The following is a 12,264-nucleotide window of genomic DNA, read 5'->3' as shown; positions in this document are numbered from 1 at the left end:
CCGTTCCTAACTCTCGATGCTGCGGGCGGATTGAGGTAAATTGTTGCGGGAACTGCAAAAAAGCATCGAAAGAGGCAAAGCAAACAACCAACAGACTGCGTATCGATCATCGCACCAGACCAATTGCCTTAAGCGACGAGATCGCGCTCCTAGGCAATCGAACTTGCACTATTTGGCCTCGCGTGTTGGTTGACAGCGCGTGCGAATGATTCGAGATTTAGTTGATTTCATTTTGCTATTTGTTCGGGAAGCAAGATTTGTCTGACGAGCTTGAAGTACTCTTGAAGAGCCTGACTTTAGAAGCCTCAAGCTCTGTCGCCGACGCGGAAGCGAGGCAAGACGTAGACCAAATCTATAAGTTGTTTGACCTAGAGCGCACGATACGGTTTTTTGGGCAGCGGTATTGGGAAAATGAAAGCCGCTTTGAGAGTGCAAGACCCGGACTGTTGCAACTAGAAAATGTCGCGGCGCATTCTTTCCAGGTTGCCAATACCGTTATGCTCTTGGGTAGCCGGTTTCCAAATCTCGACATTGCTAAAGCAATCGAATTAGCCATCGTTCACGACCAACTTGAGATGATTACTGGGGACAAAGACCCAGTGGGGAGATATGGCGACGGTTCAGACACTCACGCATTCAGTGTGTCCGAACGGGAGGCGAAAACTGCTGAAGAAGCAGCGGCACTTAAGGACTTTGCAAGCAACTTAGCTCCGAATGCCGCCGTTTTGTATTATGATTTGATCTCTGAGGCTACTGCGGAGAAAACACTGGAGGCGAAGTTTGTCAAAGCCATCGACAAACTCCAAGCCTTGGCGTTTGTCAGGGTTAAAAAAGTTGGCGACCTCGGCCCCTCTCATCTTTCCTTCACCATCAGATATTCTCGAGAAGGGGTTAAGAAATTTCCACAGTTGCAACAGCACTTTAGTTTGATTTTGGAGGATCTGCTGACGGACGTTGAACGAGTCTTTCCGGCAAACTTCCACTCCTATTGCAAGTTGGTTTGCGACATTTTGGATGGTAATTCTATTCCACCTAGAGACCATTTGAGGCAAGTGGCACTGATCGGCAAATCCGGGGCGGGTAAGTCGACTGTGGCTAAGCTACTAAACTACCACGCGGGTGCAGAAAGGATTTCTTCTGGTGCGATATGCCGACAGATCGCAAAACTGCTTTTTGGAAATGATGACAAATCGACCACCCAGACACTTGATGATGCGCTGACAAAGATCGATCCATCAGTTTTTGTGAATGCTGCACTGCTCACCGCGCCAGTTGGGCGTCCGATATGTCTGGATTCTCTGCGGTTTAAGTCTGACTATGAAATTGCGAAGAGACGTGGTTTCACTGTTGTAAGAGTAATTGCACCTGACGACGTGCGGGTTGCGAGACTGACCCAAAGAGGGCAGAGATATGATCTGGTGAAAGATGGCTCACATCGGTCCGAAACTGAGCTGGACGAAGTGGATGTGGACTACACCGTCGAAAACAGCGGTGACATTGAGGCGCTTGAAAACTCCGTCAGGACTCTGATCGGATAGTAAATGCGCAAGAACATTTTTCTCCATTTCTTGAACCGTGATACTCGCGAGATTTTTCGAGTTTATGATGTGTTCAAGCGACCTGATCATGCGGCGATCTTGCGCCAACCTCTGAACGCTGCTGCCATTCTTTGCGAAGATGCGTGCTACGCGCCTCCCGGATTTGTGCTTGAAGATGACATTGCGTTTGAATTGTTTGAGGGCCAGTCGGCTTACCTTCGCACGGGTCTGGTGAAGTTGCCTATTCGTGAGCGGAGTTTGGCAGACTATGCCGAGAAAAAGCGCGGTGAATATGCCCCCGCAAGGAGTAGATACTCTGGGTTGTTCGACGACAGCAGGCTTATGTCTTTATCTTCATACAGCGATGCGCTGGTTGGTCGAAAGGCGCAAATCGGACCCGCCATAATCACAGGCTTCGAAAGAGGAGTTGATACCACCGCAAAAATTTGGAAAGGCATCAAAGAAAATGCTTCAATTGAGGCAATTGCCAATCTCAGAGAAACGCCAGCAATTCTTGCAGATCAAGGTAAAGCCCTGACTTGGTCGATCATCTTACCTCATCTAATCGATGAAACTACACCGATGCATAGGGAGATGAGGGACGCGCTACAACATGTGTACTTTAGAGAGTATTGCAGCGAGTTCAGGTTGATTTTGTTGTCAGATGTGCCTCACATGCCAGAACTTTTTTTCTTACCTTCGGATCGTAGGGTGTACAGCTTCCGTAGGTTGAAAGTGTTCCTTGAGGCCTTCCGTGGGACGGAACTGTTCCTCAGTACGTCCGCTGAATTCATAGCTCGAATGAGACGAACTACAGGGTTTACTGACCTATTCGATGCGTATGTACAACTAGCAAACTTGTTCCCCAGTGATGGGGATTTAGCCTACCATGTTCGACGTTCAGTCGAAAAGGCGAACTTCAAGTGGGACGATCTTGCGTCAAGAAGAAGCGGCGCATTGAGTGATCCCACTGAATTAGAATCCATTGAAATTGCAGATGCTTGTGCTGAACTTGCGACTTCGTTATCGGCTGAGCACGGGCTAATTGGACGAGCGGAAGGTTCAAACGATCCCTTTGCAACCGCGCCCATCAGATCCACTGGAGATAAAAAATTGAAGATAGCAATATTTGTAGCCTTGGAAGAAGAGCTCGATGTTTTGCTTCGTCAGCTTAATTTTGAGCGCAATGCAAGTGGCGGTGCAAGCGGTTCAATTGGCGAAATTACGGTCGATGTGCTTTGCCCTCGCGAAATGGGCCGAGTTGCGGCAGCGGTCGAGATGACTAAGTATTTGTGCAAATCTAAGACTAAACCGGAGATGGTTTTTTGTATCGGCCTTGCCGGGGGGTTTTCTGAAGCCAAGATTGATCCGGGAACGGTAATTTGCTGCGATACAGTTGTCGATCTAGCGAACCGCAAAGTATCGGATGATGATGATGGAAATGCGAACTCCAAATTCAGAAGACGAGACTTCGATTGCAACAAGACGGTATACTCTGTAGCGAAATCAGCGGATTTTGATATCGACGATTGGGAAAAGTACTGCCGGAAGAACTTTGACTGGCCTGCCGGTCGTGTTCCCTCTTTAAAAGAGGGAAAAATCGCTAGCGTCGATGAGGTCGTAGCGAGTGATGATCACAGGGCCAAGATGGTTGCAATTGTTGATAAGCTTCTTGGTGTAGAAATGGAAGCTGGTGGAGTTTGCGCAGCCGCTCATAAGTCTAGCGTTCCTGTGTCAGTGCTGCGAGTAGTGTCAGATATGGCAGACCCATCGAAAGCAGATGATCAATGGCGGGCAACTGGCATGAAAACGCTCGCGGAACTCGTGAAACGACTTCCTTTAAGACAGGTAATTGACCTTGCTAAGAACTCATAGAAGCAAAAGCTCTTTCGCTTGCGAATATCTTTTTGGACAGGGGTTCTAACGCATCTAAATCATTGATTTCACTTGGCAACCGAACCCATCTCGGGTTTCTGTGAGCAGGTATATGTGATGCAAATTCTTCAGGCTTATCACACTCGAATGAGGTCAGCACCACAACCGAATTTTGTGCTTCTGAGATGTCCAAGAGGCGCAAGCAACTGATTGCATCAAGTTGAATTGTATTGGTAATCTGTTCTACGATCTGGCGTGGCAAACCTGTCTGCTCTTGGAGTGTGCGGAATGACGCCTCTTTCAAGCCTAAGTGATCTCTAGAGAACAGGTCGATATCAATGCCTTTAAGGTAGCCAAGGAAGCCGAACGACCTTCCTTGGCCGTAACTAGGATCACGTTGCGAGTTTAAGGTCAAAACCCGGCCAAGGCTCTTGATTGACACCAAGAGCCGGAGGTGAACCAATTGCAAAGACTTCTCTGCTTCGACCAATGGAATCTGCTTCGAGAACGCTGCTAACACCGACGTCAGGGGAACAAAGCTTTCGTTGTCTTTCCAAAGGTTTTCCAGCTCTTCTCTTTCTGCACATATGACGTCGAACTTCTTGAGTTGATATGCCCTTAGAGGTGCAATGAACTCTTCTGATGACTGGTCTTCGGCGCTTAAACGCGACCTGAGAATAAACCTGCCGGGTGCAACTCTGGCAAAACTCGTACGACCCCGATTTCGCAGTAAATCTTCCGACAGGCGAGCTTGCAGGGTTTTATGCTGCGTCTTTCCAAATAGGTGTTCTGGAACTAGCTGCAGCCGGTAGGCGGCCTCCAATATCTCGGGAGCCGATAGAGGTTGGTTAGTTTTTCTAAGGACCGCTTCGGCGATTTGAAGATAGGAGTTCATGGCGGTTAGGAATTTGCGGGCAAACCTTCGTTGAGCAGTAGATTTATTTGTTGATTCTTCACGGTGGAATACGTGAGGCCTATCGTTTGATTGTATGACGAAGGGACTTTGTTGGCTACCCTTCAAAGACAGCCTCCGGATTGCTAATTTTTTATTTTATTTCAACCTCTTGACCGAGAGCGCGCAACCCGCGCGAATTCACTGACGGTCAAAATGGGGCATCAGCTTAGGCATTTTGATTACCGACCAAGCCACAGCGTACTCGGTCGTCTGGCGAACATGTGCCGGAAGCAACGGTTCTAGCAATAGTCGAACACAACAATCGCGCCGCGCACGATATAGAAACACCTAGACTTATTGAGCGCTACGAAAGGTACGCTACCCCATTGACCGCTTTGTCTAAATTGAGTTTTTAGACCTGCTCCACCACACAAATCTCATCGCCGTAACAGCCGCTGAGATGAAGCGACTGATCTGTGCCTAGTTGGGTTCAACAGGCACTTGGGTCAATGTTGTGACGGAAAAGTCAAACATCTCTGGTGTTTTATAAAACCAAAGTGGCGGACCGAGGAGGATTCGAACCCCCGACCCCTTGATTCGTAGTCAAGTACTCTATCCAGCTGAGCTATCGGTCCGCGTTGGTGAGGCGCTATGTAGACCCGGGGCGGTGGACGTGCAAGTCGATTCTGTAAAAAATCCTCAAAAAGTCTCGTCTCCACGCGGCAACCTTATTTCAAAGGTTGTTCCATCGGGTCCGGTGTCTTTCAGCACCAGATCCCCGCCATGGCCGCGCACCAGTTCCTGCGAAATTGCAAGACCTAGGCCAGATCCGCCCTTGCGCACACCACCCTCAAACGGGGTGAACAGGTTTTCACGCGCTTTGGGTGGCAGCCCGGGGCCTGAATCGCTGACTTCGATGCACCAGGTGCTCTCCAGCTCGCGCCCCACGATGACGATCCGACCCGGTTTTCCAGAGGCAACCAGCGCCTGCCGCGCATTGCGGACAAGGTTCATGATGACTCGGTACAATTGCTCTGGGTCGGCACTTGCGACCAGATCGTCAGGTACTTCGTTCGCAATCTCAACGCAGGCGTCGGCCACCGCTAATTGTTCGCTTGCAGCCACGTCCGCAGCAATGTCGCGAACCTTTACCATATTCAGTGTCGGTGCAGGTTCTTCTGCACGGCCAAAGGCAAGTGTGCTTTCGCACAGGGAAACCGCTCGGGTGATCGAGTTGACCAGCTTCGGCGCCATGCGTTTGACCAACGGATCATCGCTCGCCTCGATCCGGTCCGTAAAAAGCTGCGCCGACGTCAGGATATTCCGCAAATCGTGGCTGACCTTGGCCACGGCACCACCCAATTGTGCCAATCGCTCGCGCTGTTTCAACGCCTGTGTCAGGTCCGTTTGCAACATCTGCAAGGCTTCTTCCGCTTCGCGCAGTTCGGTCACCTTCGAACTTGGCGAGATGATACCACGCGCATCTTCGGGCGCGCTGGCATAGCGCTGCATATAGCCGACAACACTTTTGATCGGACGAACAAGAACAACACGCACTGCGAGAAACAGCAGCGACGCCGTTATGATCGAGATCACAAATGACAGGCCAAGGATTCGAAGACCATAGTCCACCATCGCCATCCGCAAGGGTGCGCTTTCCATGGTCACTTCGATCAACAAACCAGCCCGTTTGACAGGTTCGCCGATGACACGGATAACTTCGTTTTCGACGGTGAATATCCGGGTCATCGCGTCACGGATCAGAATCCAGGGGCCTGCATCCCGCAGATCGTAAGTATTGGTGATCTGTTCAGGGATGGGTGAGGACAGCATCAACTGACGCACCTCATCACGTCTGAGTACGACATTATAGACGCCCGCGTTTTCCAGCAGTTCGGCCTCAAGCTCATCGGCCAGCATGTCATCTGCCAACAGCGCCAGAGATGCGATCTGCGCGCGCTCCAGCCGGTTTAGCAGAAAGTCTTCCCTGAAGCGCGCGATTGACGGGACAAAGATCAGGATTTCGGCCAGCATCACGAAGACCGTCGTCAAGATCAGGAAACGGCCCGACAGCGAGTTCAATTGACGCTCCTTCTTTGGGTCAGGGAATCCAGCGCTGGACGAACCTGACCACACGTTTAACTGTCTGATTCTCAAACAGCCTCGGCGAGAAATAAGCACCCGCGACGCGTTTGTTAAGCTCTCCGATCGTCGGATAAGGCGAAACCATCGCGGCGATCTGACCCATCTTGAGGTTATTTGCCAGCGCCAGAGACCACAAGTTGATCAACTCTCCGGCCTGATGTCCCACGATTGTTGCGCCAACCGGGCGGCCTTTGACGACCATCACCTTGATGAAACCCTTTGTCTTGCGTTCAGAAATCGCGCGGTCATTGTGGTGATAGTCAAACCGGGCGATTCCCATCGCCTCACCATGTTGTTCGCGGGCTTGCGCCTCTGTCAATCCGACCTGCGCCAATTCTGGGTCGGTGTAAGTTGCCCATGGGATATGCGCCGTTTTGGCTTTCGAGGGCAGCCCAAACAGCGCTGAGCGAATGATGATGCCAGCATGATACCCTGCGACATGAGTAAATTGCAGCCCACCTGCGACGTCACCAATCGCGTAAACCTTGCGGTTGGTCGTACGCAATGCGTCGTCAACCTTGATACCGGTGCGGGTGCGGTCGATACCAGCAGCCTCAAGGTTCAGACGATCCACATTCGCCTTGCGCCCGGCGGCCATCAACAGATGGGTGCCTGACATGATATCGCCGTTCTCGGTCACAACTTCGATCTTACCGTCCTCACCACGTATCTGAGCGACCATGGCTTGCTCGCGGACGTCGACGCCTTCCGCCCTCAGGTTGTCCACAACCACGGCCGCAGCCTCGGGGTCATCCTTGCCCAGCGCCTTCATGCCTTCGATCACTGTAACTTTGCAGCCCAACCGGATATGCGCTTGCGCCATTTCCATGCCGATAGGCCCTCCACCGATGATCAGCAGATGGTCCGGTTTGTCGCGCAGATCGAAAACGGTCTCGTTGGTATAATACGGCACATTTTCCAAACCGGGGATCGGAGGGACCAACGGAGATGACCCGGTCGCAATCACAACACGGCGCGCGGTGATCACGGTGTCCCCGGCCTGCACCTCGGTTGGCGACAAGAAGGTGCCAAACTCTCGGATGACTGTCACACCAAAGCCCTCGAACCGCTCCTGACTGTCCATCGGCTCGATCTGAGCGATCACATCATGAACATGATCTTTCGCTGCACCATAGTCGACCTGAGGCACAACATTCGCCACTCCAAACGACGTGGCGTGCCCCTGCGCGTAAGCCGCTTTACCACTTGCGATCAGCGCCTTTGACGGGACGCAGCCAAAGTTCAGGCAGTCACCGCCCATCTTGTGGCCTTCCAGCAGGATCACGTCGGCCCCCATCTGTGCGGCTCCTGCGGCAACTGACAATCCGCCCGATCCGGCTCCGATCACCAGGATATCCGTCTTCACTTTCTTCATGCGTTCAGGTGTCCTTTTTGCCGCGCAGGGCTTTGATCACAATCGGCAACGCGGCCAGCACACAAAGACCGATGATCGGGCCGATCACAAACGGTTCCCACAAAAGGGATACATCAGGCGTTTCACCCCGATCGAACACACCGCCCAGCCCGACGCCGATCCACGTGTACACGATCCCACCCGGAATAATCCCCAGCGCTGTGGTGATCAGGAAGTTACGGAACTTCACACCGACCAGTGCAGGCACCAGATTGGCGACAAAGAAAGGTACCACCGGAACTAGCCGCAAGAGGAACAGCACAGAAATCTCGTTCTCGCGCAGCCCGTCTTTCAGCTTTTTGACCGTGCCTTCCGAAGATTCAAGCCGCGCGGTCAACGATTCACCCAAACCCCAACGGGCAGCCAGGAAAATCGCCGATGCGCCAATCGTCGCCGCGAAAACGTTGAAAACCGTTCCCGCGAACAAGCCAAACAGGAAGCCACCAGTCATCGAGGCGACAGCCGCGCCAGGCAAGGAAAAGGCCACAATCACAATGTAGATGGCGACAAAGCCAGCCGCCATGGCCCAGTAATTTGCGTCTCGCCAAGCCAACAGCGCCTCACGATTGTCGCGCAGGGTTTCGAAGCTGAGGTAATCGCCAAGCGTGAAGAACCCGAGCGCTGCGACCGCAAGGATCACCAGCAATGGGATATGGCGCGCAACGCCGCTGCGCGGTGGCTGGGTCGTTTCACTCATAGGCTCGTCCGGCTTGATCTGTTTCATTCTGACCCCAACATGCGTTGCCCGACCGCCAAACGACAGGTCCCTCACGCGGCCTTGAACTATGTGGCAGGGAATGTGAGGGTTTCGGGCGCAAAACCCGGAATCTGAAACCTTTTCGACGACCCGACTACAGAATTGTTGCAAAAGGCGTCAAAACCCCCGTCTTGGGGTTTGACTTACCCCCCGCTTAGCAGTAGAGGACGGGCTTCGAACACTAGGGCCAGGCGAATCCGCGCCGCACCCACCGCTATAGATTGGAGACGGAGCGATGAAACGCACCTATCAGCCTTCGAACCTGGTTCGCAAACGCCGCCACGGTTTCCGCGCGCGCATGGCCACCAAGGCCGGCCGTAAAATCCTGAACGCGCGCCGCGCACGTGGCCGCAAGTCGCTGAGCGCGTAAACCGCTCGACCTGTCAGGTACTGAACATGACGCCGCCGGAGGCCCCTGAGGTTGGTAAGAACCACCCCCGGGAAAAGCCCCCGGCGGCTTCTGTTTGCGCGCCAGTATCTTTGACTGTACTTAAGAACCGGCCTGATTTCCTGAGAGCCGCGCGCGCGCGCAGGCAAAGCACATCGTCGATGATGGTGCAGGCTCGCAAGCGCGCGCCGGACGAAGCGTCCGGAATACGGGTCGGCTTCACCTGTTCCAAGAAAGTTGGCAACGCGGTCGCCCGCAACCGCGCAAAACGGCGCTTGCGCGAAGCGGCGCGCGCCATCCTGCCCACCCAAGGTCAAGGCGGATGGGATTATGTGTTGATCGGACGCGCCGAGATCACCGGGGCCTGCCATTATGACTCTCTGCTGAACGATCTGAGATACGCGCTGCGCAAAATCCATGGCATGGGCAAATGACCTTTCTGGCACATATCGTCGCCCTGCCCGTTCGAGCCTACCGGCTGATCTTTAGCCCCTGGGTTGGCTTCAACTGCCGCTATCAACCCACCTGTTCCGCCTATGCGCTGGAAGCGCTGAAAAAGCACGGGGCCATAAAGGGAGCATGGCTGGCCGCGCGCAGAATCGGACGGTGCCATCCCTGGGGCGGCGACGGGTACGATCCGGTTCCGGAGTGCCAGACGTTTAAAGACAAAACCTGATGCCTAAAACCTGGCATTTATCTTGCCGGGGTGCCTCAAACTCTTTAGGGCAGGCCCATGTTTGACGAAGCAGATGATATCCACCCGCTTTTCGCTGGCGCGCCCTCGACCACCGAGTTCAAGAAACTACGCAAGCGTATTGTGCGCCAGACCCGTGAAGCCATCGAACACTACGGAATGGTGGACCCCACCGCCCATGACAAAGATGGCAAGCCGCCCCGGTGGCTGGTCTGCCTGTCCGGGGGCAAGGACAGCTACACCCTGCTCGCCGTTCTTTATGAGTTGAAATGGCGCGGCCTGCTGCCCGTCGATCTGCTGGCCTGCAATCTGGATCAGGGGCAACCCGGTTTTCCCGCCACCGTCCTGCCCGAATTTTTGGAACGCATGGATGTACCCCACCGGATCGAGTATCAGGATACCTATTCGATCGTAGTCGACAAAGTCCCTCAAGGCCGTACATATTGCGCGCTGTGTTCTCGCCTGCGTCGCGGCAACCTGTATCGTATCGCACGCGAAGAAGGGTGTTCAGCCGTTGTGCTGGGCCATCACCGTGACGATATTTTGGAAACCTTCTTCATGAACCTGTTCCATGGCGGTCGTCTGGCCACGATGCCGCCCAAGCTGATCAATGAAGAGGGTGATTTGTTCGTCTTTCGCCCACTGGCCCATGTGGCCGAAGCGGATTGCGAGAAATTTGCCAATGCAATGCGCTACCCGATCATCCCCTGCGATCTGTGCGGCAGTCAGGACGGGTTGCAGCGCCAGCAGGTCAAACAGATTCTGGACCAATGGGAAAAGAACAGTCCCGGTCGACGGCAGGTCATGTTCCGCGCCCTGACCAATGCCCGACCGTCGCACTTGCTGGACCCCAAACTGTTCGATTTTGCAGGGCTTTCTTTGGATTCGGACAAAAAACCCGAAGATTTAGGTGAAATTCCGCATCTGTGTTAACGGCTGACTCAGATTGGTTTCATACGGTCGGGGCCTGTGATCATCTCTCAGGGCCTGGAAACCGATGCGGAACCTACCTTCTTTTGACCGTCTGTCGCGTAGCCTCGCGTCGCTGCTGAACTCCTCATCTGCCCTCGTCTTCATTCCCGCACTCAGCCTTGGTGCGTTCTGGATCGGGGGTGAGCGTGCGCTTGTCGCCGCCGCTTTGGGCCTGCCTTTGATCGCCGCGGCAGCCGGCCGGTTTGGGTCAAAGGCTGGTGGGACGTTTGGGGCTGACCAAGCAGGTGGTCTTCTCACCAACGACCGCTTCGACGCAGAGTTGGAGGCGGTCTTTCACGGTTCAAAACAAAGCGGGGAAATGTCCGCTTGTATTGCCATTGCGATCGACGATTACACCCAACTTCTTGATCTGCACGGTCAGGCGGCGATGAACCTGATATCGCAGCAGGTCTGCAATCGCATTCTCTCGGTCATTCGCAGCCAGGACTTTGTAACCCGGATGGCAGGCAACAGGATTCTGATTGCCCTGCGCCCGGCGCAGCACCTGGATCTTGAGGCCTGTATACAAATGGCGGGGCGCATTCAGTCAGCCATCGAAGATCCGATACCGCTGAACGGCACCGGCATCTATCTCTCGTGCTCCATAGGGTTCTGCCTCAGTTCAGGCGAACTTGACGGGACCCCGGAAATGTGGAAGGATGCCGCCAACAACGCCTTGATTGAGGCGCAACAGAATGGCCCATCCACGATTCGCGCCTATTCGTCGGATACACGCCGCCGGTCCCGCATTCGCACTAATCTAAAGAAAGAATTCGAGGCCGCGCTGAACAGCGGCGAAATCCGCCCGTGGTTTCAGCCTCAAATCTCTACCGATACCGGCAAGGTCACGGGGTTTGAAGCGCTGGCAAGATGGGAGCATCCGCAAAAAGGCGTATTGGGCCCGCATGTGTTTCTGCCCTTTGCGGAACAGGCCGAGATGATGGAACGGTTCGGACAGACCATCCGCCATCATGCGTTCAAAGCCATGCGTGACTGGGATCGGGCCGGAGTTGTCGTGCCGCGGATCGGCATTAATTTCTCTTCAGATGAGCTGCGAGACCCCGGTCTGATCGACCGCCTGAAATGGGAGATGGATCAATTCGACCTCACCCCGGACAGGCTGGCTGTTGAAATTCTGGAAACTGTTTTTTCCCGCAGACCCGATGACGTAATCACGCGGAATGTCACCAGCATGGTCGCGCTTGGATGCTGTATTGATCTGGACGATTTTGGCACCGGACATGCCTCAATCGCGTCGATAAAACGGTTCCAGGTCTCCCGGATCAAGATCGACAGATCCTTTGTCGCCAAATCCGATCAGGACCCAAGCCAGCAGCAGCTTGCAAGTGCGATCCTGACCATGGCGGAGCGTCTCAAGGTTGAAACCCTGGCCGAAGGTGTGGAAACCCCGGGGGAGCACGCCTTGATGGCACAGCTTGGTTGCAATCACGTCCAAGGCTTCGGCATCGGAAAACCCATGCCCTTTGAAAAAACACTGGATTGGATTGCCGCGCATCGCAACAAGGTCAACGGCGTTCCGAAGATCGGGCGGCAAACGGGATCACAAGGAGGATTTTAGGCCCTAT

General features: G+C 53.9%; 11 protein-coding genes and 1 tRNA gene. 7 read left to right on the top strand and 5 right to left on the bottom strand.

Features of this window, described 5'->3' with window-relative positions:
- The first annotated feature begins 257 nt into the window (after window positions 1–257).
- Window positions 258–1,538 (top strand): HD domain-containing protein, encoded by a 1,281-nt coding sequence (locus ABLN87_RS12985; protein ID WP_353010825.1) that lies wholly within the window; start codon window positions 258–260, stop codon window positions 1,536–1,538.
- Between the two features lie 3 nt (window positions 1,539–1,541).
- The gene (locus ABLN87_RS12980; protein WP_353010823.1) at window positions 1,542–3,413 is read left to right on the top strand and encodes a hypothetical protein; all 1,872 of its coding nucleotides are present in this window, start codon (window positions 1,542–1,544) and stop codon (window positions 3,411–3,413) included.
- Here the strand turns inward: ABLN87_RS12980 and ABLN87_RS12975 are convergent.
- The 5 genes from ABLN87_RS12975 to ABLN87_RS12955 all read right to left on the bottom strand — a co-directional run bounded on the left by ABLN87_RS12975 (window position 3,400) and on the right by ABLN87_RS12955 (window position 8,564).
- The gene (locus ABLN87_RS12975; protein ID WP_353010821.1) at window positions 3,400–4,434 is read right to left on the bottom strand and encodes a winged helix-turn-helix domain-containing protein; all 1,035 of its coding nucleotides are present in this window, start codon (window positions 4,432–4,434) and stop codon (window positions 3,400–3,402) included. The two genes, ABLN87_RS12980 and ABLN87_RS12975, sit on opposite strands and share 14 nt — an antisense overlap.
- Window positions 4,435–4,866: 432 nt before the next feature.
- A tRNA-Arg gene (locus ABLN87_RS12970) sits at window positions 4,867–4,943 on the bottom strand.
- A 64-nt stretch (window positions 4,944–5,007) separates the two neighbouring features.
- Entirely contained in the window at window positions 5,008–6,342 is a 1,335-nt protein-coding gene (locus ABLN87_RS12965; protein WP_417750399.1) for an ATP-binding protein, read from the bottom strand.
- A 67-nt stretch (window positions 6,343–6,409) separates the two neighbouring features.
- Window positions 6,410–7,828, bottom strand: a complete 1,419-nt coding sequence (locus tag ABLN87_RS12960; RefSeq protein WP_353010817.1) for a dihydrolipoyl dehydrogenase family protein — start codon at window positions 7,826–7,828, stop codon at window positions 6,410–6,412.
- 4 nt (window positions 7,829–7,832) lie between these two features.
- Complete coding sequence (locus tag ABLN87_RS12955) at window positions 7,833–8,564, bottom strand: TVP38/TMEM64 family protein (protein WP_353011071.1); 732 nt, start codon at window positions 8,562–8,564, stop codon at window positions 7,833–7,835.
- A gap of 295 nt (window positions 8,565–8,859) precedes the next feature.
- On the opposite strand from ABLN87_RS12955, the gene rpmH reads away from it, so the two are divergent.
- The 5 genes from rpmH (at window position 8,860) to ABLN87_RS12930 (ending at window position 12,257) form a co-directional block, all read left to right on the top strand.
- On the top strand, window positions 8,860–8,994 hold the full coding sequence (gene rpmH / locus ABLN87_RS12950) for a 50S ribosomal protein L34 (RefSeq protein WP_005980833.1): 135 nt from the start codon (window positions 8,860–8,862) through the stop codon (window positions 8,992–8,994).
- 26 nt (window positions 8,995–9,020) lie between these two features.
- The gene (rnpA, locus tag ABLN87_RS12945; RefSeq protein WP_353010815.1) at window positions 9,021–9,446 is read left to right on the top strand and encodes a ribonuclease P protein component; all 426 of its coding nucleotides are present in this window, start codon (window positions 9,021–9,023) and stop codon (window positions 9,444–9,446) included.
- A complete protein-coding gene (yidD, locus tag ABLN87_RS12940; RefSeq protein ID WP_353010813.1) occupies window positions 9,443–9,688 on the top strand; it encodes a membrane protein insertion efficiency factor YidD in 246 nt (81 codons plus the stop codon). Before rnpA ends, yidD begins: the two co-directional genes overlap by 4 nt.
- A 57-nt stretch (window positions 9,689–9,745) precedes the next feature.
- Complete coding sequence (ttcA, locus tag ABLN87_RS12935) at window positions 9,746–10,639, top strand: tRNA 2-thiocytidine(32) synthetase TtcA (protein ID WP_353010812.1); 894 nt, start codon at window positions 9,746–9,748, stop codon at window positions 10,637–10,639.
- Window positions 10,640–10,703: 64 nt separating this feature from the next.
- Window positions 10,704–12,257: a putative bifunctional diguanylate cyclase/phosphodiesterase gene (locus ABLN87_RS12930; RefSeq protein WP_353010810.1), complete on the top strand. Its 1,554-nt coding sequence runs from the start codon at window positions 10,704–10,706 to the stop codon at window positions 12,255–12,257.
- The last annotated feature ends 7 nt before the right edge of the window (window positions 12,258–12,264 follow it).

Origin of the sequence: Ruegeria sp. SCP10, from assembly GCF_040329495.1 — a bacterium.
GTDB lineage: Bacteria > Pseudomonadota > Alphaproteobacteria > Rhodobacterales > Rhodobacteraceae > Ruegeria.
The sequence above is the reverse complement of the archived record's forward strand: the minus strand, read 5'-3'. Positions and strand labels throughout refer to the sequence as shown.